This is a genomic window from Aliishimia ponticola (genome assembly GCF_004803475.1).
Taxonomy (GTDB): Bacteria; Pseudomonadota; Alphaproteobacteria; order Rhodobacterales; family Rhodobacteraceae; genus Aliishimia; species Aliishimia ponticola.
Genome location: NZ_SRKY01000005.1, coordinates 237,979 through 260,033, shown reverse-complemented (window position 1 = coordinate 260,033; position 22,055 = coordinate 237,979). Strand labels below are relative to the sequence as shown.

Genomic DNA, 22,055 nt, shown 5'->3' with positions numbered 1-22,055 from the left:
TAAGCAGCGTGAAGGGGAAGTCATGAGCGACGCGGAAAACCTTGTGGCCGATATCGAACTACTGGGCGACAAACTGGGTCAGGCGAAAGCGTCGATCACAAAGCGGTTCATTGGTCAGGAACGCGTTGTCGAACTGACCCTTACCGCGCTTCTTTGTGGCGGCCACGGGCTGCTGATCGGACTTCCCGGACTGGGCAAAACACGGCTCGTCGAAACGCTGTCGACCGTGATGGGCCTGGACGGAAACCGCATCCAGTTCACACCGGACCTGATGCCTGCGGATATTCTTGGGTCGGAGGTTCTGGAAACCAGTGCCGATGGCAATCGCGGCTTCAAGTTCATTCCCGGCCCGATCTTTTGCCAACTTCTGATGGCGGATGAGATCAACCGCGCCTCGCCCCGGACCCAATCGGCATTGCTTCAGGCGATGCAGGAAAAATCTGTGACCGTCGCAGGGGAAACCCGACCGCTTGGCACACCGTTCCATGTGCTGGCGACGCAGAACCCGATTGAACAGGAAGGCACCTATCCGCTGCCCGAAGCGCAGCTTGACCGGTTCCTTGTACAAATCGACGTGCCCTATCCCGACCGCAGCACAGAACGCGATATTCTGCTGGCGACCACCGGTGTCAGCGAAGAAAAAGCCACGGCGGTCTTCACCGCGGCCGAGGTGCTGGCAGCGCAGACCTTGCTGCGACGGATGCCAGTGGGCGAAAGCGTTGTGGAACTGATCCTCGATCTTGTCCGCGCGTTCCGGCCCAATGACCCGTCGGCCAGCGACAAGGTGCGCGACACCGTTGCCTGGGGGCCCGGCCCGCGTGCGGCGCAGGCCTTTATGATGGCGGTGCGCGCCAAGGCCCTTATTGATGGCCGGCTTGCCCCATCGGCGGAGGACGTGATCGACATGGCCCGCCCGGTACTGAGCCACCGGATGGCGCTTGGATTCGCGGCGCGGGCGCGGGGTGACAGCCTGTCCGACCTGATCCTTGAGACCGCAGAAAGCCTGTCCCGCCACGAGGCCGCCGCGTGAACGATCCGGCCCACCTGCGCGTCAGCGCCGAAGCAGAGGCGGCACAGTTCCCGCCCCTGCTGGCACGGGCCGAACACCTTGCCGGGTCCGTCCTTCTTGGCGAACATGGCAGGCGCCGGGCGGGCTTGGGCGACAATTTCTGGCAATACCGGCCCGCACAGCTTGGCGACAGCCGCCGCATGATCGACCATCGCCGCTCTGCGCGCGGAGACATCGAATATGTCCGCGAACGCGAATGGCAGATCGCGCAATCGGTGATGATCTGGATCGACCGTGGCGCGTCGATGCAATTTCACAGCGACGACAATCTGCCCACCAAGGGCAACCGCGCCCGGCTTTTGGGCCTCGCACTCTCCATTCTGCTGGTGCGCGGCGGGGAACGGGTCGGCTTGACCGGCACCACCCTGCCCCCACGGCGCGGCAATCAACAGATCTTGCGCCTGGCCGAGTATCTCGCGACTCACGACGAGGCGGATTACGCCCCGCCAGAGCACCGCGCTATGATCCCCAGCGCGCGGGCTGTCTTTATCTCTGATTTCCTTGGCCCGCTGGATGAAGTACGCCTTGCCCTGTCCAAAGCTGCCGATCGCGGCGTGCGCGGCTGCATGTATCAGGTTCTTGATCCGACCGAAGAAGCGTTTCCTTTCAAAGGGCGCACCATTTTTGAAAGCATGGGCGGCACGCTTAGCCACGAAACGCTGAAAGCTGGCGACCTGCGGGACCGTTATCTGGAACGTCTCGCCGCGCGCAAAGCCGAACTGACGGAACTATGCGCCTTGGCAGGATGGCAATTTTCGACGCATCACACTGATCATTCAGCGCAGGCCGGACTCTTGTGGCTTTATCGCGCGATGGGAGTATCCGCATGATGGGGCTTGGCAGTATCGGCTTTACCGCCCCGTGGCTGCTTCTGGCGCTGATCGCGCTTCCGATCCTGTGGCTTATCCTGCGCGCCGTGCCCCCGGCCCCGATCCGGCGGCGTTTTCCCGGTGTGGCGCTGCTGCTGGGGCTGGGCGATGATGATACCGTCACGGACCGAACCCCGTGGTGGCTGCTGTTGCTGCGGCTGCTGGCCGTTGCTGCGCTGATCGTCGGGCTGGCAGGGCCGGTCCTGAATTCCCAAGAACGGATGACGCGCAGCGATACACCGATCCTTGTCATCGTAGACGGCAGTTGGGCAGGCGCGCCCGGTTGGCAGCGGGCCCGCGCTGCAATTCTGGGGCGTCTTGACGTGGCCGTGCAGTTGCGCCGCCCCGTGGGCTTGCTGAACCTTTCCGACCCGGCCCCCGTGACCTTCCAACCCGCGCAGCGCGTCGCTGAACGGCTCGCCGCGATGGAACCGAACCCATGGCAGCCCGGCCCGACCATGCTGAATGCCGCGCGGGATCAGCTGCAAGGCCTTCCCGAATTCGACACCGTCTGGCTTAGCGATGGATTGGACTATGCCGGGCGCGGCGAATTGCTCGCACTGGCGCAAGAGCGCGGCACCATCCAAGTGCTGCAAGGCGATACCGCCGTAGTGGGCCTGCGCCCCGCCACTTATGAAGAGGGCGAAGTACGTCTTAGCGCGATCCGCTCGGACGGGGCGGGTGCGACGACGATGAACATCCTTGCGCAGGGCCGCGATCCCGCTGGCAACCCCGCTGTACTAGAGCGCGGAGAGATCACCTTTGGCGCGGGCGACCGCGTCGCATCGCTTTCCCTGACCCTGCCGGACGAGATCCGCGACCGGGTCACGCATTTTTCTGTAGACGGCACGCAAAGCACCGGTGCCACGACGCTTGTCGCGGACTCCCTGCGCCGGGTGGAGGTCGCGTTGATCGCCTCGCAAGGGGACCGCGAGGCGCTGCAACTTCTATCGCCCCTGCACTATGTGGGGGAGGCCCTGTCCGGCAAGGTTGACCTGCTGGATCTGTCCTTGAACGAGGCCCTGCCGGCCAATCCCGATGCGGTGCTGCTTGCGGATGTGGCGATCCTTGCCCCGCAAGAACAGGAGGCGCTGCAGGCATGGGTCGAAGACGGCGGCATGCTGATCCGCTTTGCTGGGCCGCGTGTCGCAGCCAGCGATATCAGCCGCGATACCGAAGACCCCCTTATGCCGGTGCGCCTGCGTCTGGGCGGGCGGTCTGTCGGCGGTGCTATGAGCTGGGGCGAACCCAAAGGCCTTGCCGATTTTGCCGAAGATTCCCCCTTCGTCGGGCTGGACGTGCCCGCAGATGTTACCGTCACAGCGCAGGTCCTGGCGCAGCCCGGTCCCGAACTGTCCGACCGCGTGATCGCACAACTGACCGATGGCACCCCGGTCGTGACCCGCAAACCCGTCGGTCTGGGACAAGTCGTTCTGTTCCACGTGACGGCAAATGCCGAATGGTCGAACCTGCCGCTCTCGGTCCTTTTCATCGATATGCTGGAGCGTTTGATGGGCGTGTCCGATGACAATGCCACCGTGACCGCCACCAGCGGCGACACGTGGCAAGCTGTCCGCGTTCTGGACGGGACGGGCAGTTTCGCGAAAGCCGACGCATTGGCCGGGGTCAGCGATGCAACCATGAGCGCAGGCGAATTCGGCCCCGCCTTTCCCCCCGGCGTCTACCAGCGGGATCGGCAGACCGTGTCGCGCAATGCGCTGGAAAAAGACGACACGCTGGAACCCGCGACATGGCCCGCAACTGTCGCTGTCACGGGGCTGGACGGTCCGGTGCAGCGCCCGCTGGGCGGCCCACTTCTGGCGGCGGCACTGGTCTTGCTGATGGCTGATATTCTCGCATCGCTCGCCCTTTCGGGGCGTTTGACCGGCGCGCGCGCGGCCGCCGGGCTGATCGCTTTGGCGCTGATGCTTCCGCCACTTCCGGCGCAGGCCCAGGACGCGGAGGAGGAATTCGCCCTTAACGCCACATCGGATGTGGTGTTGGCTCATGTCATGACCGGCAATGACACGGTGGACGACATCGCCCAAGCCGGACTGCGCGGACTGTCGGACGCGCTGTTCTTCCGCACGTCGGTCGAACCGGCAGAGCCGATTGGGGTGAACCTCGAAACCGACGAGCTTGCGTTCTTCCCGATGCTCTACTGGCCGATCACGCCGGAACAGCCGCGCCCGTCCGCCGAAGCATATGCCAAACTGAACGAATACCTCAGGTCGGGTGGTTTGATCCTGTTCGACACCCGCGACGCAGATATCACCAGCCTGTCGGCAAGCAGCCCCAACGCGCGCAAGCTGCAACAACTGGCCGCGCCGCTGGATGTGCCCCGACTGGAAAAAGTGCCCAATGACCACGTTCTGACACGCACATTCTACCTGCTTCAGGATTTCCCCGGCCGCCACACGGGCCGGGATGTCTGGGTCGAAGCCGCCCCGCCGGATGTCGAAGCGATCGAAGGCATGCCCTTCCGCAACCTGAACGACAATGTCACGCCCGTGGTTATCGGCAGCAATGATTGGGCCGCCGCATGGGCTGTGAATCAGTCCGGCGCCGCGCTGCTGCCTATCGGGCGCGGCTTTTCCGGCGAACGGCAGCGCGAACTGGCCTACCGCTTTGGGATCAACCTTGTGATGCATGTGCTGACCGGTAACTACAAATCCGATCAGGTCCACGTGCCAGCACTTCTCGACAGGCTCGGCCAATGATCGGAACGGTTCTCTTCTCGCCCCTGCTGCCATGGCCCGTGATTGCGGTTCTGGCCGTGCTGACCCTTGGCTTCGTCGTATTTGCCTTCTGGCGCGGTCTCACCGGATGGGCGCTGCGCGGTATGGCGGGCGTCGTCGTACTGGCCGCGCTTTGCGGCCCGCTTTACCAGCAAGAGGACCGCGCCCCACTGTCCGATATCGTGCTGGTGGTGGAGGACCGGTCCGCCAGTCAAAAGCTTGGCGCACGCGATGCCCAGACCAGTGCCGCGATTGACAATCTGACCAGCACCCTTGCCGCGCGTGAGAATACCGAAATGCGCCTGCTGACCGTCAATGACGGCCCCGACGACGGGGGCACGCTGCTGATGGACACGATTGTCGAGGCGCTGGCGGATGAGCCACTGTCCCGCATCGCCGGGGTGATCGCGGTTTCGGACGGGCGCATTCACGATGCAACTCGCGCGCCGAACCTGCCCGCCCCGCTTCACCTTTTGCAAACCGGCGAAGCGACCGACTGGGATCGCCGCCTTGTGGTGACCGGCGCGCCAGCTTTTGCCATCATCGGCGAACCCGTCACGCTGAAGCTCAAGATCGAAGATCAGGGCGCCGCGCCGGATGCGACCTTGGCGCGGCTGCAAATCTCTGTCGATGGTGCGCCCCCGCAGACCTTTCAGATGCCGATTGGCCAGGAGTTCAACCTGCCTGTGACGCTTCCGCATGGGGGCCGAAACGTCATCGAATTCACCGTCCCGGAAGAAGCGGGCGAATTGACCGCGCGCAACAACACGGCGCTGATCCAGATCAACGGTGTGCGCGACCGTCTGCGCGTGTTGCTGGTGTCGGGCGAGCCTCATGCGGGCGGGCGTACATGGCGTAACCTTCTGAAATCAGATAGTTCTGTCGACCTCGTCCACTTCACCATCCTGCGCCCCCCGGAAAAACAGGATGGCGTGCCCGTGGGCGAACTCAGCCTCATCGCCTTTCCCACCCGCGAACTTTTTCTGGAGAAGATCGACGATTTCGACCTGATTATCTTTGACCGTTACAAGCGGCGCGGAATCTTGCCCGCGATCTATCTTGAGAACGTCGCCAATTACATCGCCAAGGGCGGCGCGGTTCTGGTGGCTGCCGGGCCGGATTTCGCGGGCGCATCCAGCCTGTTCCGCTCCCCGCTTGGGCGCGTACTTCCGGCGGAACCCACCGCGCGCGTTATCGAAGAGCCGTTCCTGCCAACCGTGACGGAACTGGGCGAACGCCATCCGGTCACCGAAAACCTCCCCGGTCGCGGGGATTGGGGGCGGTGGCTGCGTCAGATCGATCTTACCACACGGTCCGGCCACACGGTGATGTCCGGCGATGGCGACCGCCCACTTCTGGTTCTGGATCGGGTCGAAGAGGGGCGCGTGGCGCTTCTGGCATCGGATCATGCGTGGCTTTGGTCGCGCGGGCATGAAGGCGGCGGCCCGCAACTCGAACTGCTACGGCGGCTGGCGCATTGGATGATGGGCGAACCCGAGCTGGAGGAAGAGGCGCTCACCGCGAATGCCACCGGGCAAAGCATGCGTATCACGCGGCGCACGATGTCGGACGATATCGGCACAGTCACCGTGACAGCGCCCGATGGCACCCGGACCGAGGTCGAGATGACGCAAACCCGGCCCGGTCTTTATGAAGGCAATTTCGACGGGCCTGAAATCGGCCTTTACCGGCTTGAAGACGGCGAACTGGAAAGCGTGATCGGCCTTGGTCCCGCAGCCCCGCGCGAGTTTGTCGAAACGATTGCCACGGCGGATGTGATGCAGCCCGCGGTGGATGTGCTGCGCGGTGGCGCGTTGCGGCTCGAAGAGGGGATGCCCCGCTTGCGCGAGGTGCGCATGGGCCGCCCGGCTGCCGGGCGCGGCTGGATCGGGATTACTCCGCGCAATGCCTATCAGACGCTGGACGTGCGCCAGATGTTCCTGCTGCCCCCGTGGCTGGTCTTGCTGTTGTCCGCGGGGTTCATCACCGCCGGATGGCTGCGCGAAGGCCGACGCTGACAGCCGCCTGTTCGCGGGGCAAGTTTTCCCGATCCATTGCCCGCGATTAAGGTGATTTTCACCCTGATCATGGAAAACCACCCCAAGTAATTCGGGGCGATGAATGAGTCTGGCTGAAAAACTCGCTCAGGAACGGCGCGGTCGCCTGGCGGCGGAACGCCTGTTGGAACTGAAACAGGCGGAACTTTATGCCGCGAACCGAAAGCTCGGTTTGCATGCGCGCGCCTTGTCGGAAGAAATCGTCGAAACCCGCGCGAAGGTCGAAACCGTGACCAGCGAATATCAGCGGGTCAAATCGGATCTTTCCGTCGCGCACCAGAAGGTCGAAATCGCCGAACGGCGTCTGTGGCTGTCGATCCAGACGATTCAGGACGGGTTCGCCTTCTTCGACACGGATGACAAGCTGATCGCCGCCAATGACAGTTATCTCGTGGTGTTCGAAGGGTTGGAAGAGGTCAAGCCCGGCATCGCCTATGCCCGCATCCTGCAACTTCTGACCGAAGAAGGCATCGTCGATACCGGCGATTTGTCTGCCGCGGATTGGCGCGCGGATATGCTGCGCCGACGCCAGCACTCAGAGCCGAGCCCGGTTGTCATCCGCCTGTGGAACGGCACCTATATCAAGGTGGTCGACCACCGCGGGGTGGGCGGTGATGTGGTATCGCTGGGCCTGAACATCACGGCGACTGTACGGTATGAACGGGAACTGGAAGAAGCCCGCGAACGGGCAGAGGCTGCCGCGCGCGCCAAGTCTTCCTTCCTGGCAAATATGAGCCACGAGATTCGCACCCCCATGAACGGCGTGGTTGGCATGGCGGAACTCCTTGCCGAATCCGATCTGACGGAAGAACAACGGCTTTATGCCGATACGATCCGCAATTCCGGAGAGGCGCTGCTGGTCATCATCAATGACGTACTCGATTATTCCAAGATCGAGGCCCAGAAGATGGTGCTGCATAACGGACCGTTCGACCTTGAAAAAGCGATCCACGAAGTTCTGATGCTGGTGCAGCCCGCCGCGCGTGAAAAGAACGTCGCGCTGTTGTTGGACTACGACCTGTTCTTGCCGCATCTTTTTATCGGCGATGCTGGCCGCATTCGGCAAATCCTGACGAACCTGATTGGCAATGCGGTGAAATTCACCCCCGAGGGCCACGTGCTTGTGCGCGTCACCGGTGCACCGGACCCGAATAGCGACAGGACGAACGTCCATATCGCGGTTGAGGATACGGGCATTGGTATCTCCGAAGAAAAGCAGGCGCATGTCTTTGGTGAATTCACGCAGGTCGAGGATGAGCGGAACAGGAAGTTCGAGGGGACCGGGCTTGGCCTCGCGATTTCCAAACGGCTGGTACACCTGATGGGCGGTGAGATGTGGGTGACAAGCGAACTTGGGATCGGCTCTTGTTTCGGTTTCAAGCTGCCGCTGGACTTGCAAGCAGACAGATCGCCGCCGCATATGCGCCTGCCCGAGAATATCCAGCGCGTTCTGATCATCGACGACAATTCGACAAACCGTGACATTTTGCGCCGGCAATTGACGTCCATGTCGGCGACCGTGATGGATGTGGAAAGCGCCATACAAGCGCTGGATTTGATGAGCGAAGGCTTTGATTTGGTGCTGGTCGATCACCAAATGCCGGGGATGGACGGGCCGACTTTCATCAAGGAAATTCGGGCGCGCGGCGACACGACCCCGGTGATCATTCTGACGTCGAATCCCGGCGGCCTCACCGATCCGAGTATCGAGGCTGAGGTTTCCGCGATCATCCCGCGTCCGCTGCCCCGGCAACGGCTGTTTTCGATCCTCCGCGATCTGGGGGTTGAATTCACGAACCCGGACGAACCGCAGCAGGACAGCGATTTCCCCATGCCGGTATTCCGGCACCGTGAAGCCCCCACCTCAGATAAAGCGCCGGCCTTGCCCGCCGCGCCTGAACCCCAGGTCGAAGCCACGCCCCCAGTCACGGAAACGAAGGTCGTCGCCGCGCCCGCCCCCCCGCCGGAGCCGCAGCCGATAACAGCCGCCACGCCGTCGCCTTTGGACGCGGCCGCGGCGCCCGAAACTCCGGCATCATCGGCGCCGACAACGCGCCGCATGCGGGTGCTCGCGGCCGAGGACAACAAGACCAATCAGTTGGTTTTCCGCAAGATGATCAAGGCACTCGATATCGAAGTAGAGATCGCGAATAACGGTCGTGAGGCGGTCGAAAAGTTCCGCAGCTTTGCCCCGGACATGATCTTTATGGATATTTCGATGCCGGAAATGGACGGGAAGGAAGCGACGCAGGAAATCCGGCGGATCGAACAGGAAACCGGCGGGCGTGTTCCCATCGTTGCGCTGACCGCCCATGCGATGGATGGCGACGGGATGGGCATCCTCGAAGCCGGTCTGGACCATTATATGACCAAACCGCTGCGCAAACCTGCGATCCATGAGATGATCAATATGTGCCGCCCACAAGACACGCTTGATCCTTTCGCCAGCGCCGCGGCCTGATCACTCAGGATAGGGGCGCATGAACACAGGTTTATCGGCTTCGGACATCGCGGGCTGATAAGCGTAACCGCCCAGATCGAAATCCAAAATCCCCGATGGATCGGTGATCCGCCGCTGGATGATATACCGCGCCATCGCACCGCGTGCCTTCTTGGCGAAGAAGCTGACGATCTTGGGGCCGGTCCCCTTGTCTTCCATGAAGACCGGCGTGACGACGCGCAATTTAAGCGCGTCCAGATCGACGGCACCGAAATATTCCTGACTCGCGCAGTTGATCAGTGTGTCCGCGCCCAACACATCGGCCTGCGCGTTCAGCGCCTTGGACAATTGGTCGCGCCAATACGCATACAGAGTTCCACCGCGCCGGGTTTTCAGCTTGCTCCCCATTTCCAGACGGTAGGGCTGCATCGCATCCAGCGGCCGCAGCACCCCGTAAAGCCCGGAGAGGATACGCAGATGGTCCTGCGCCCAAGCCATTTCGTCGGCATCCAAAGTCGCCGCCTCCAGCCCCTGATAGGTGTCGCCCGCAAAGGCAAGCGCCGCCGGACGGGTCTGGTTCGCTTCGGGCGCATCGGCAAAGTTCTGGAACCGGTCGCGGTTAAGCCGTGCAAGATCGTCCGACAACCCCATCAGCGATTTGAGGTCTTTCAACGTCAGATTCCGCGCTGTCTTGTTCAACCGGATCGCGTCCTGCTGAAAGTCGGGGGACGTCATGTCCACATCCCGCTCTGACCAGTCCAGACGTTTTGCAGGCGATATCACCACGAGCATGGCTGCTTTCCCTTCTACATTCGGGGGAGGACTTAGCTTGCGTGTCGCAGAACGTCCAGAAACGCAGCGCCGAACCGTTCCATACGCCGGTCGCCCAAAACCTGCTCTACCGCGCGCTCATCCGGGCGATGCAGCTTCGCGACCTTCGACAGTTGCGATGCAGAACAACTCAGCGGCTTTTCCGTACCGTCCGAGCCGCGCGACAGTTCCGTCTGCACCTTGAGCAGCGCATCATACACTGCGCCCGCATCCTGCCCCGCCAATTTCATGCGAGAGGGATGAACCCGCGCTTCCGCCCCGGTGATGACCTCAAGAAACGCGGCGCCATAGGTCTGCAGCTTCTTGGTGCCGATACCGTTGATTTGGCTCAACTGGTCCAACGTTTCTGGACGCCGTTCTGCCATTTCAATCAATGTCTTATCGTTGAACACCATATAGGCGGGCATCTTGGCGGCTTCCGACAGCGCCCGCCGTTTGGCCTTGAGCGCAGAAAGCAATGGCGCGTCTTCTTCGGACACCAGCGTTTTGATCGCGGGTCGACGACTGGCCGCGCGGATCGTGTCGCGGCGCAGGGAAATCTGGGCTTCGTCCCGCAGGATCGGCAGTGCCGTATCCGTCATACGCAGCGCCCCGTGACGCTCCGGGTCCGGACGGATCAGATCGTGCCCCATCATCTGGCGAAACACGGCCTGCCATTGACGGCGGTCGTATTCCTTGCCGACACCAAAGGTCTGAAGCTGATCGTGACGGCGCGCGATGACTTTCTCCGTTTCGGTGCCAAGCAAAATGTCGATCAAATGCCCCGCGCCAAAGGATTCCCCGGTACGCAAGATCGCGGAGAGCGCCTTGCGCACCGCCGTTGTCCCGTCGAACACATCTGGCGGCTGATCGCACAGATCGCAGCGACCGCATTTTTCAGGCGTTTCACCGAAGTAACCCAAAAGAGTCTTACGGCGACATTCCAGCGCCTCTGCCAGGCCCAAAAGCGCATTGAGCCGGGCATGATCCGCGCTGCGCCGTTCTGGCGGGGCAAGGCTTTCGTCGATTTGCGACCGGCGCAATCGGATGTCTTCGGGACCGAACAGGGTCAGCGTCTCGGCAGGCGCGCCGTCCCGCCCGGCCCGGCCGATTTCCTGATAATAGGCCTCGATCGATTTTGGCAGATCCGCATGGGCGACCCAGCGGATGTCCGGCTTGTCGACGCCCATGCCAAACGCGACCGTGGCAACGACGATCAAGCCATCCTCGCGCTGAAATTTCTGTTCCGCCTCGCGCCGATCATCGGCATCCATGCCGCCATGATAGTGAATCGCGCTATGGCCATCGTCGCGCAACGCCTTGGCCAGCGTTTCGGTTTTCGCGCGCGTGCCGCAATAGACGATGCCGGATTGGCCTTTGCGCGCAGCGGCGAAGCCAAGGATTTGCTGGCGTGGCTGGTTCTTCGCCCCAAAGGCAAGATGCAGGTTGGGACGATCAAAGCCGCGAAGAAAGCTGCGCGGCTCCGCCCCATCGAAGAGCTTTTGAACAATTTCCGCACGGGTTTCCGCGTCGGCGGTGGCAGTGAACGCCGCAAGGGGCACATCCAAAGCGCGCCGAAGTTCCCCGATCCGAAGGTAATCTGGACGGAAATCATGGCCCCATTGGCTGACGCAATGCGCCTCGTCCACCGCGATGAGGCTGACGCCCACACGGCGCAACATCCCAATGGCAGATCCCGCGCCAAGACGTTCCGGCGCGATATACAGCAGCTTGAGCCGCCGTTCCTCAAGCGCCTGCCACACTTGATCGGTTTCCTCCGGCGTATTGCCAGAGGTCAGTGCACCGGCCTCCACGCCCAGCGCCTGAAGCGCGCGCACCTGGTCGCGCATCAACGCAATCAGCGGCGAGATCACCACCGTGACTCCGTCACGCATCAACGCAGGCAATTGGAAACACAGGGATTTTCCGCCACCAGTCGGCATGATGGCCAGCACGTTCTGCCCATCATTCACGGCATCGACGATTTCCCCCTGACCGGGACGGAATGCGTCGAATCCGAATACATCCTTGAGAAGCGCTTGCGCTGTCATGGGCCCTGTTGTGCGGCGTGTTGTGATCTGCTCGTTGAGCGTCACATTCCCATACTAACAGGCCGTGAACAAGCGTCAGAAACTGGGGCCGAGCCCGAAAATCTGCGGCAGGATATAGGCGCGCAGGGCAATCACCGCGATCAGGGCCACCAAAGGCGCAAGGTCCAGCGGGCGCGTGTCCGGCAAAATCCGGCGGATCGGCGCATAGATCGGTTCCAGCAAGCGGTTCAGGCCCATCCAGATCTGACCGACAACCGGCTGATGCAGGTTGAGCACCTGAAAATTGATCAGCCAACTCATGATCAGGTGAGCGATCATGATGAAATAGACGACCCCAAGTATCAGATCCAGCGTCCCATAGATCGCGTACATGCAAAACTCCACTTACGATTGCGCCAAAGACCTATGCCCGTTGGGGTCTTTACGCAAGGTTTAGACGGACAAAGCTTCGCTTGCCACGCCGCTGCGGACAGGGTTGTATCACTGGAAACAACGGGTGGGCAGGACTTATGGCGGAACCGTCGCTGAGAAAGCGGATTTGGGGCTGGTTTTTCTTTGATTGGGCAAGTCAGCCCTACAACACCCTGCTGATCACTTTCATCTTCGCGCCCTATGTCAAAGACCTGATGGGCGACGGGGCCAAGGCGCAGACCGCCTGGGGGTTCGGGATTGGTGCAGCCGGTTTGGCGATCGCGCTGATGGCCCCCATACTTGGGGCCATTTCCGACACCGCCGGCAATCGGATGCGGTTCATCTGGTTGTTTTCAGGGATGTATGTCGTAGGCAGCTTCGGCCTGTGGTGGGCCGCGCCGGACAATTTCAACCTGTATCTGACATTGCTTCTGTTTGCCGTCGGCATGATCGGCATGGAATTCGCCACGATCTTCACCAACTCGATGCTGCCCGATCTTGGCCCGCGCGAAGAAATCGGCCGCATTTCCGGGAATGGCTGGGCTTTTGGCTATCTTGGCGGCCTCGTTGCCTTGGTGCTGATGCTGACGCTTTTTGCCGAAGGCGCCGATACCGGGACGACGTTGATCGGCATTTCCCCCCTGTTTGGGCTTGATCCCGACGCACGGGAGGGCACGCGCTTTGTCGGGCCATTGGTGGCGATCTGGTATGCCGTGTTCATGATCCCGTTCTTCCTGTGGGTGCGCGATCCGAAACCCGCCAAACCGCCCAAAGGCGCCGTCAAAGAGGCACTTTCCGGCCTCTGGGGCACCATCCGCAACCTGCCGAACACGCCGTCCTGCTTTGCATATCTCGCGTCGTCCATGTTCTACCGGGACGCCCTGAACGGCATGTATACTTTCGGCGGCATCTATGCGGCGGGTGTCTTGGGGTGGTCCGTGGTCGATGTCGGTGTCTTCGGGATCATCGCCATTATCTCGGGGGCGATTTTCGCATGGCTCGGCGGCATGGCCGATATGCGGTTCGGTCCGAAGCCGGTCATCAAGGTGTCGATCTATACGTTGCTGTTCGTCGCGATATCGGTCGTTTTCGTGTCGCGGGACGCGGTCTATGGGATCGCGGTTCCCCCCGGCAGCAACGCGCCCGATATCACCTTCTTTATCCTTGGCGCTTTGATCGGCGCAGCGGGTGGGACGCTCCAGTCAGCGTCGCGCGGCATGATGGTGCGCCAGGCCGACCCACAACGCATGGCAGAGGCCTTTGGCCTTTATGCGCTGGCAGGCAAAGCCACGTCCTTCCTTGCCCCGTTCCTGATCGGCATCGCCACGGCAATCAGCGGTTCCCAGCAAATTGGCGTCAGCCCCCTGATCTTTCTTTTCCTTATCGGGATCGTGCTGCTAGGTTTCGTGAAAACCGAGGGAGACTCGCGCGAATGAACCGGATAACCCGCACGATAGCTGCCATATTCTGCCTTGTGATCGCCGCCTGCGTCGGAGCCGATACCAATATCGACGGCACCCCAGTCGAAACGCCGCAAGCGCCGAAAAGCTATAAGTCCACCAGCGGGCCCGCCAAATTCGCCTTTGGCGCGGTGACCGGTGGATCGACGCAGCCAGCGGCCCCATTCGGCGGATATGCCAAGGGCTGCCTGTCGGGTGGCGTGGCCCTGCCAGAGACCGGGCCGACATGGCAAGCGATGCGCCTGTCGCGCAACCGCAACTGGGGCCATCCGGAGCTGGTCGATTTCGTGCAGGATTTGTCCCGTTCGGCGGCAAAACAGCCGGGCTGGAATGGCCTGTATGTCGGAGACATGAGCCAGCCGCGTGGCGGTCCGATGCTGACGGGACACCGCAGCCACCAAATCGGGCTGGATGTCGATGTCTGGATGTTGCCGGGCACAAATCTGAACCTCAGCGCCGAACAGCGCGAAGCGATCTCCTCCATCTCTCTGCGACGCGCAAGCGGTGCCTATGTCAACGACAAGTGGACGCGCCAGCATCATGAAATCATCAAGGCCGCGGCAAAGGACAAACGCACCGCCCGCATTTTCGTATTCCCCGGCGCCAAGGTCCAGATGTGCAAGGACGAGAAAGGCGACAGAAGCTGGCTGCGCAAAGTGCGCCCATGGTGGGGCCACCATTATCATTTCCACGTTCGCCTGAACTGCCCGCGCGGCGCACGCGGATGCGTGGATCAGAACCCGCCGCCCGCCGGAGATGGCTGCGAGGATGCACAGCAATGGGTGAACAACATCTTGAACCCGCCCCCGCCGCCGAAGACCCCCGCGCCGGTGCGCAAACGCCGCGAAGTCGTGCTCGCTGACCTGCCGAAACAATGCTCCGCCGTCTTACAGTCGCGCTAAGCGTTGCCGCCAGCCTTTGCCTTGCCGAAAACGATGCGCTGACACTGTCCTCGCGCATCGTCTTTGACACACCCATCGAAGAATTCGGTGGTCTGTCGGGCCTGAACATCGGCGCGTCCGGGACGCGGGCCGAAGTGCTCAACGACCGCAACCGCATCTTCAATGTGGCGATGCAGCGCGATGCGGAGGGGACGCTGGAAAAGGTCTTCGTGCTCTCCTCCAAGTATCTCTATCTCTATGAGCCGGAGAACGGCCCCGATACCGAAGGTCTTGCCAAAGCGCCGGACGGGGGCAGCTATGTCTCTGTCGAGGGCCCGACGCCCGCCGTGCTGCACTACCGCAAGGGTCACAGTTGGCCAGAGCATCTGCCGCCGATCCCGCGGCTTGGCATCAAGAACAACAATCGGGGTCTCGAAGCGCTCGCCATCGACCCGAAAGGGCGACTTGTGACCCTGCCGGAAGCCACGCCGCGCGGACGCGACGCATTCCCGATCTACAGGCTGGAAAACGACGCGTGGCATGAACGCGCCGCCTTGCCAGCCGAGGGTGCCTTCCAGGTGGTGGGCGCGGATTTCGGCCCCGATGGACATCTTTATATTCTTGAGCGCGCAGTCTCTTTGCTTGGCTTCCGCAGTCGCATCCGCCGCCTCGCCGCGCCGATCGAAACGGCCCGGCCCGAAACACTGCTGGAAACCGCGCTGAACGCATATGACAACCTTGAGGGCATCGCGCTTTGGCGCGACGCGCAGGGGCAAACGCGCGTCCTGATGGTGTCAGACAACAACTTCCTGAGTGTGCAGCGCACCGAGTTCGTCGAATTCATCCTGACGGAGTGACTTGCGCGAACCGCGAAGCCCCTATATGGCAAGGCGCCCGCGACGCGCGCGGGACAAGTCTCCGACTACCTTGCCAAAACGGACCAGATACATGACCCGATCCCACCTTCCCGGCATTCTTGCCATGGCCGCCATTGTCGTGGCCTCCAACATCCTCGTGCAATTCCTGTTCGGCCAATGGCTGACATGGGGTGCCTTCACCTACCCGCTGGCCTTCCTCGTCACCGATGTGATGAACCGCGTCTATGGCGCAGGGCCGGCGCGCAAAGTCGTCTTCGCGGGCTTCGTCGTCGGCGTCGCCTGCTCGCTCATCGGCACCCAGATCATGGGCGAATTCGGCCCTCTCGTCACCCTGCGCATCGCCATCGGCTCCGGCCTCGCCTTCCTGACGGCGCAATTGCTGGACGTTGGCATCTTTTCTGCCCTGCGCGGCGGGAAATGGTGGCGTGCGCCGCTGGCCTCGACCCTGATCGGCAGCACCGTCGACACCGCGCTGTTCTTCTTCATCGCGTTTTCGCAGACACTGATATGGATCGAACCGGGCAATGACGTGTCCTGGGCCAATGAAACCCTGCCGCTTCTGGGCGCAGGGCCGGCTGCCCCGCTTTGGATGTCACTGGCCGTTGCGGATTGGATGGTAAAGCTGTCCCTCGCGCTGATTGCCCTAATTCCGTTCAAAATGATCACGACCCGGCTGACGACGGCGAAATTAACTTGATTTTCACCACAGCCATGCGACTCTGAAGCTGCGTTTTGTAACAGCTGAAAGGAGGTGATCCAGTGTCGAGAAAGATGTTGGAGAGAGGTGTCGGAACAGCGTGTGAGGTGCGCCTTTAGGGCAATCCCGAGCAGGTAGCTCACGCGTTGGCACGGCCTAACCGGCCTCGCCTCCGAAGCTTTCGAAAGGGCCGCTCCCACATCGGGACGGCCCTTTTTACGTGCCGGGCGTTCGAGTGTGTGGGGCTTTCATCTTGCCGCGCGCGGGCTAGGATACGGGGCAAGGGGGCACCATGGGTTTGCGGGTCAACGACCAGATCGAGATCGAGGATTGGGAACTGACGGAGCAATTCGTGCGGTCCTCCGGTCCGGGCGGGCAGAACGTCAACAAGGTCTCCACCGCGGTCGAACTGCGCTTCGAAGCGGAGCGGAGCCCGAACCTGCCCAGCCCGGTCAAAAACCGGCTGAGACGTCTGGCCGGACGGCGCTGGACTGCGGAAGGGGCCTTGGTGATCTTTGTCCAGGATACCCGAAGCCAAGCCCGCAACCGCGAAATCGCGCGGGAAAGGCTGGCCGAACTGGTGCGCAAAGCCACCGAACGCCCCAAAAAGCGCATCCCCACACGGCCAACGCTAGGGTCGAAGAAACGACGGCTGGAAGCCAAGAAGGCCAGAGGCGAGGTGAAAGCGCTGCGCGGTAAAGTGGATAGGGATTAGGAAGCTACTCCACCGTTGGGCCGTAGTGGATGGGATGGGCGGAGAGCGGTCATTCGCTGCGCCAAGCATAAGTGTCCGTAACACGTAGAGAGCAACCTCAGCACTGCCATTGCCGCTAGGGGTGACGATCTCCCACAGCCTTGCTCTGTGTTTGACAATATAGGGACGTGCTGAAAAAGTCAGATTTGGCGCTGACCAAGTTGCCTCTGCAATGATATTTATCGCTCATTAAACCACAGATATCCTATGCCCATCTGCATCACCTCAAAAAATTGAAGGGCCGAAGTTTGACTGAAGCAAAACCCGCTGCTGTGCCGAGCTACTCTCAGCGCATGGATGCAAAAATTAGAGACGTTCTTCTTGAGTTTGAGTGCCAGCCGATACTGTTTATGGGGAGCGGGATTCCCAAGCGCTACTTTGAGGCACCAAGCTGGCTGGAACTTCTGAAGATAGTTCTGGATGGAATGCCAGTACATCACGGAAAATTCGAATACTACTATCAAAAACACTCTGGCGATCCGATCGCAATAGGATCAGAGTTGTCGGACTTGGTTTTCGAGTGGGCGTGGGGCGCAGGTAAAGCCTCATTTCCAGAGGCACTCTTTGAAGCCGGCATGAGCAAGGACTGTTTTCTGAAAAGCTTGGTTTGCGAGCACCTTTCGAAAGTAACTCCCGGGAATCGGGAAGACTTCAGCACACTTCCAAAAGAGGTGGCTGCGCTGTCAGATATCAGGCCACATGCGATCATCACAACAAATTACGATCACTCTCTTGAAGTGATCTTTGAGGGATACGTCCCAGTGACTGGGCAGACAATAATCCGCTATAACACCAATAGCTTCGGTGAAATATTTCACATCCACGGTGATGTCAGCGAGCCATCCTCTATTGTTTTAACGCGTGAGGATTATGAAGAATGGAAAGACAAGAAAAAGTACATCTCCGCTAAGCTTCTGACCTACTTCGCGGAGCACCCCGTTTTCATTTTCGGTTATGGGCTTGGGGATCCAAACGTCAAAGAAATATTGCGAGACATTGGTGAACTCGTCGCCGACGATACTGGCCTTATCGACAACGTATATCAAGTCATCTGGGTGAAAGATCTTCCCAAGAACCCTCCTGAACAGGCGGTCTTTTCGGTCGATGGCAGGGAGTTTCGCATTAACGCGGTCTACGCGCAAAACTTCCAGTGGGTCTTCGAGGCGCTGAAGAGTCAATCAGCTTTGACATCTGTAAACCCAAAGCTAGTTCGCGCATTGGCCGCAAGAACAATGAAGCTTATTCGTCATGATATTCCAACTGGCAGTGTCGAAGTGGATTACGATGTGCTTGAGAGGGTTGCGGATCAGGATTCCGAGCTTCCTAAACTTCTTGGAATCGCGATAACTAATAATCCAAACCATACGCATCCGCTCACAATCACTCAAGTAGCCAAGCGGCTTGGATTTAATCACTGGTCTGGAGCGAATAAGCTTGTCAACCGGGTCAAGGATGAGACGGGGGTAGACCTTCGGTCATCTGATAACTCATATCATTGCCAAATCAAAACCGGACCCGGGAAGAACAGCAAAGTCCGGAAATGGTCTCTGAAAAGCGTAGATTTACTTCAAAAAGTCAAGTCAGATGAAGAATACGCAATAGAGCTGTGATTGGCGGATTGTGCATTTAAACTACCCCACGCCACCTCGGAGATGAACCGTGCCACAGCAGCATACAAAGAAGGAGTTAGATTTGGCGCCGGCCGTCCACTTCATCGGGGTTGAATGAAATCAACGGGCCATCACTTGCCTCGCCACCGTTGAACTGCGCGCATGACGTCTGGTCCGGCGCTCCATCCCCAGGCGGCACCGACTGCGGTGAAAACCAATACTCCAGCGATCGCTCCGAATACTCCGCCAACGATACCGGTGCCAGCACCAGCAAAGAAGCCAATCACGCCTCCTGTAAGGCTGCCAAATACTCTGCTTTTCATCTTGTGCTTCCGTTTGTGCTCCCGTTTGTTTGTGGCAGCGTTAGCGTAGATGTCCGCTATCGGAAAGCTGCATTGCGGCATTACCGTTCTAACCAAAGGTCCGCAATGGGCCATTCTCACCAAACCGCCCGCCCACCTGACGCGGATCGTCGGTCTAAACCTCGGTTAGACCACAACCTCCATCTCTTCCTGCTCTCCCACCCCGAACACGCGCTTATACCGCGCAACCTCGTCCTCTGGGCCCATAGCTTTCCGGGGATTATCGCTCAGCTTCACGGTCGGGCGTCCGTTTGCGGCCACCGCTTTGCACACCAGTGAGAACGGCGCGAGCGCGTCGTCTTCGGTCAGCCCCCGGAAGTCATTGGTCAGCATCGTGCCCCAGCCGAAGGACACCCGCACGCGGCCGGTGAACTGGGCGTGAAGTTCGCGGATCTTGTCCACGTCCAACCCGTCCGAGAAGATGATCAGCTTCTTCTTTGGATCCTCGCCCCGGTCCTGCCACCACCGGATTGCGATCTCTGCCGCTGTGGCCGGGTCGCCGGAATCGATCCGGATGCCCGTCCAGCCCGCCAGCCAATCGGGCGCGCGTTTCAGGAAGCCTTCGGTTCCGTAAGTGTCAGGCAGGATGATGCGCAGGTTGCCGGAGTGTTCCTCGTGCCAGTCGGACAGCACATCATAGGGCGCGCGCGCGAGGGCGTCGTCATCTTCCGCAAGCGCCGCATAGACCATGGGCAATTCGTGCGCGTTGGTGCCGATCGCCTCAAGGTCGCGGTTCTTGGCGATCAGGCAGTTGGACGTGCCCACAAAGGCCTCCCCCAGCCCTTCATACATCGCCTGCACGCACCAGTCCTGCCACAGGAAGCCATGTCGCCGCCGCGTGCCGAAATCCGCAACGCGCAGCCCCGGCAGCCCCCGCAGCGCTTCGACCTTTTCCCAGATCCGGGTCATGGCGCGGGCATAGAGCACTTGCAGTTCGAACCGGCCCATATCGTGCAGCACGGCGCGCCCCCGCAGTTCCATAAGCACGGCAAGGGCGGGAATTTCCCACAGCATGACCTCGGGCCAGCTGCCCTCGAAGGTCAGCTCGTATTGGTCACCCACCCGTTCAAGGTGGTAGGGCGGCAGGCGGAGTTGTTCGAACCAGTCCATGAAAGCAGGCGTGAACATTTGGCGTTTGCCATAGAACGTGTTGCCGCGCATCCACGTGGATTCGCCCCGGCTGAGCGACAGGGACCGGATATGATCCAGCTGCTCGCGCAATTCACCTTCGTCGATGAGTTTCGCCAGCGGAACATGCTTGGCCCGGTTGATGAGCGAGAACGTGACATGCGTATCCGGCTTGTTGCGAAAGACGGACTGGCACATCAGCAGCTTGTAGAAGTCGGTATCGATCAGGGACCGGACCACGGGGTCGATCTTCCATTTGTGATTCCAGACACGGGTGGCGATATCGACCATAAGCGTTCTCCTTCGTGGCTCACTTAGACCGCATTGCAGCGGGCAAGCGCAAGGGGCCGCATTTGGTGCGATTTGGGGCCCTTTACGGGGCGTGGCGCTTAAATTTGCGTGATTTTCAAGGAAACCCCGTTGACCGAACGGCCCGGACGCCATAGCGCCGGGGGCATGCTGGATTGGACAACACTTCTCAAGGAATTCGTGACTCTGTTCGTGGTCATCGACCCGATCGGATCGCTCCCCGTATTTCTGTATGCGACGGCGCATGTGCCGAAGAAACTGCACAAGCGGTTTGCCATTCGTGCGGTGCTGATCGCGGCGTTCGTGCTGTTGCTGTTTCTCGTCGGCGGCCAGGTTCTGCTGGAAAGCCTTGGGTTGCGGCTTGGCTCGTTCCAAGTGGCCGGCGGGCTGATCCTGTTCCTTTTCGCGCTGACCATGATCTTCGGGCAAAGCAAGGCCGCGCAAGAGATCAGCGAAGCAGAGAGCGACCATCTTGCCGGTGCCGTGTTCCCGCTGGCGATGCCGTCGATTGCGTCGCCCGGCGCGATGCTGGCGATCGTGATCCTGACGGAAAATGACAGCAATCCGATTGAAGAACAGGTGATCACCGCCGGTCTGCTATTGATCGTGCTGGCGATGACACTGGCGCTTCTGCTGATGGCCGGGCGGCTTCAGCGGGCTATTGGCACCACAGGATCAAGCGTCGTCAGCCGCGTGATGGGCCTTATCCTCGCCACCGTCGCCGTGGATGCAACCCTGGGCGGGTTGGAGACGTTGGGCCTTCTGAACCTTGCCGGAGAAGGACCGCTGTCGCTGGAGTAAGACGGGGCGGTGGTGGAAGCGGCCCGCCGCGAAGGTGCCGCCGATGAAGACGCTGCGCCTAACCGTCCAACACCACCCCGGCGTCGCGCATGCCTGTCTGAGCGGCGGACAGTGACCCGTCGATATCGATCGCTCGGCACAGGTCCTCGCGGACGGTCACTTTGAAACCCAGCTTCGCGGCGTCCACGGCGGAATAGTTGACGCAGAAATCGGTCGCCAGCCCCACCAGCGTCAAATCCGTCAACCCGCGCGTCTGAAGGTATCCCGTCAGGCCAGTGGGCGTTGTGTGGTCATTCTCGAAGAATGCGGAATAGCTGTCGATTGCCGGGTTATAGCCCTTGCGGATAATCAAATCGGCGCGGTCAGTGGCAAGGTCCGGGTGGAATTGCGCCCCGGTTGACCCCTGAATGCAGTGGTCGGGCCACAGCACCTGCGGGCCGTATGGCATGTCGATCATGCTCATCGGGGCTGCTCCATCATGCGACGAGGCAAAGGACGAGTGCCCCGCGGGATGCCAATCCTGCGTCAGGATCACGGCCGGAAACTCTGCCATCAGCGCATTGATGCCCGGTACGATCTGGTCGCCTTCGGACACGGCCAGCGCCCCGCCGGGACAGAAGTCGTTTTGTACATCGATCACGATAAGGGCACGGGTCATGGCGGTCTCCGACTGGTCATTTCGCCGGAGACTAGGACGGATCTGCGCGACTGGAAAGGTCCGCGCGGCACA

Annotated in this window: 18 protein-coding genes; 12 read left to right on the top strand and 6 right to left on the bottom strand. The window is 60.9% G+C overall.

Annotation, left to right across the window (positions count from 1 at the left end):
- The first annotated feature begins 22 nt into the window (after window positions 1-22).
- The 5 genes from E4Z66_RS17855 (at window position 23) to E4Z66_RS17835 (ending at window position 9,194) form a co-directional block, all read left to right on the top strand.
- A complete protein-coding gene (locus E4Z66_RS17855) occupies window positions 23-1,030 on the top strand; it encodes an AAA family ATPase (RefSeq protein ID WP_136464414.1) in 1,008 nt (335 codons plus the stop codon).
- Window positions 1,027-1,899, top strand: a complete 873-nt coding sequence (locus E4Z66_RS17850) for a DUF58 domain-containing protein (protein WP_136464413.1) — start codon at window positions 1,027-1,029, stop codon at window positions 1,897-1,899. Before E4Z66_RS17855 ends, E4Z66_RS17850 begins: the two co-directional genes overlap by 4 nt.
- Window positions 1,896-4,658: a DUF4159 domain-containing protein gene (locus E4Z66_RS17845; protein WP_136464412.1), complete on the top strand. Its 2,763-nt coding sequence runs from the start codon at window positions 1,896-1,898 to the stop codon at window positions 4,656-4,658. The genes E4Z66_RS17850 and E4Z66_RS17845 overlap by 4 nt, the downstream gene beginning before the upstream one ends.
- Window positions 4,655-6,694, top strand: a complete 2,040-nt coding sequence (locus tag E4Z66_RS17840) for a hypothetical protein (RefSeq protein WP_136464411.1) — start codon at window positions 4,655-4,657, stop codon at window positions 6,692-6,694. The genes E4Z66_RS17845 and E4Z66_RS17840 overlap by 4 nt, the downstream gene beginning before the upstream one ends.
- A 103-nt stretch (window positions 6,695-6,797) precedes the next feature.
- Complete coding sequence (locus E4Z66_RS17835) at window positions 6,798-9,194, top strand: response regulator (protein ID WP_136464410.1); 2,397 nt, start codon at window positions 6,798-6,800, stop codon at window positions 9,192-9,194.
- Here E4Z66_RS17835 and yaaA read toward each other — a convergent pair whose 3' ends face one another.
- The 3 genes from yaaA to E4Z66_RS17820 form a co-directional block, all read right to left on the bottom strand.
- Window positions 9,195-9,965, bottom strand: coding sequence for a peroxide stress protein YaaA (yaaA, locus tag E4Z66_RS17830; RefSeq protein WP_136464409.1), 771 nt, complete (start codon window positions 9,963-9,965; stop codon window positions 9,195-9,197). It lies immediately after the preceding gene.
- Window positions 9,966-9,997: 32 nt separating this feature from the next.
- Window positions 9,998-12,034 (bottom strand): DNA helicase RecQ, encoded by a 2,037-nt coding sequence (gene recQ / locus E4Z66_RS17825; protein ID WP_136464408.1) that lies wholly within the window; start codon window positions 12,032-12,034, stop codon window positions 9,998-10,000.
- A 75-nt stretch (window positions 12,035-12,109) separates the two neighbouring features.
- Window positions 12,110-12,406, bottom strand: a complete 297-nt coding sequence (locus E4Z66_RS17820; protein ID WP_136464407.1) for a YggT family protein — start codon at window positions 12,404-12,406, stop codon at window positions 12,110-12,112.
- A 137-nt stretch (window positions 12,407-12,543) separates the two neighbouring features.
- Between E4Z66_RS17820 and E4Z66_RS17815 the strand changes: the two genes are divergently transcribed.
- The 6 genes from E4Z66_RS17815 (at window position 12,544) to E4Z66_RS17790 (ending at window position 18,725) form a co-directional block, all read left to right on the top strand.
- Entirely contained in the window at window positions 12,544-13,881 is a 1,338-nt protein-coding gene (locus E4Z66_RS17815; protein WP_136464406.1) for an MFS transporter, read from the top strand.
- Window positions 13,878-14,807, top strand: a complete 930-nt coding sequence (gene mepA, locus E4Z66_RS17810) for a penicillin-insensitive murein endopeptidase (RefSeq protein WP_136464405.1) — start codon at window positions 13,878-13,880, stop codon at window positions 14,805-14,807. The genes E4Z66_RS17815 and mepA overlap by 4 nt, the downstream gene beginning before the upstream one ends.
- Window positions 14,780-15,643 (top strand): esterase-like activity of phytase family protein, encoded by an 864-nt coding sequence (locus E4Z66_RS17805; protein WP_136464404.1) that lies wholly within the window; start codon window positions 14,780-14,782, stop codon window positions 15,641-15,643. Before mepA ends, E4Z66_RS17805 begins: the two co-directional genes overlap by 28 nt.
- A gap of 91 nt (window positions 15,644-15,734) precedes the next feature.
- Entirely contained in the window at window positions 15,735-16,361 is a 627-nt protein-coding gene (locus E4Z66_RS17800) for a queuosine precursor transporter (protein ID WP_136464403.1), read from the top strand.
- 292 nt (window positions 16,362-16,653) lie between these two features.
- Window positions 16,654-17,076, top strand: coding sequence for an alternative ribosome rescue aminoacyl-tRNA hydrolase ArfB (gene arfB / locus E4Z66_RS17795; protein WP_136464402.1), 423 nt, complete (start codon window positions 16,654-16,656; stop codon window positions 17,074-17,076).
- 287 nt (window positions 17,077-17,363) lie between these two features.
- Window positions 17,364-18,725, top strand: coding sequence for an SIR2 family NAD-dependent protein deacylase (locus tag E4Z66_RS17790; protein WP_246036072.1), 1,362 nt, complete (start codon window positions 17,364-17,366; stop codon window positions 18,723-18,725).
- Between the two features lie 76 nt (window positions 18,726-18,801).
- On the opposite strand, the gene E4Z66_RS17785 is transcribed toward E4Z66_RS17790, so the two are convergent.
- Together E4Z66_RS17785 and pncB are read right to left on the bottom strand one after the other, a co-directional pair.
- Window positions 18,802-19,008, bottom strand: coding sequence for a hypothetical protein (locus E4Z66_RS17785; protein ID WP_168797830.1), 207 nt, complete (start codon window positions 19,006-19,008; stop codon window positions 18,802-18,804).
- A gap of 205 nt (window positions 19,009-19,213) precedes the next feature.
- Window positions 19,214-20,506, bottom strand: a complete 1,293-nt coding sequence (gene pncB / locus E4Z66_RS17780) for a nicotinate phosphoribosyltransferase (protein WP_136464400.1) — start codon at window positions 20,504-20,506, stop codon at window positions 19,214-19,216.
- A gap of 165 nt (window positions 20,507-20,671) precedes the next feature.
- Between pncB and E4Z66_RS17775 the strand changes: the two genes are divergently transcribed.
- Window positions 20,672-21,325, top strand: coding sequence for a MarC family protein (locus E4Z66_RS17775; protein ID WP_136464399.1), 654 nt, complete (start codon window positions 20,672-20,674; stop codon window positions 21,323-21,325).
- Between the two features lie 58 nt (window positions 21,326-21,383).
- Here the strand turns inward: E4Z66_RS17775 and pncA are convergent, their stop codons facing one another.
- Window positions 21,384-21,983 carry a bifunctional nicotinamidase/pyrazinamidase gene (pncA, locus tag E4Z66_RS17770; protein ID WP_136464398.1) on the bottom strand — a complete coding sequence of 200 codons (600 nt, stop codon included), beginning with the start codon at window positions 21,981-21,983 and terminating at the stop codon, window positions 21,384-21,386.
- Window positions 21,984-22,055: the final 72 nt, after the last annotated feature.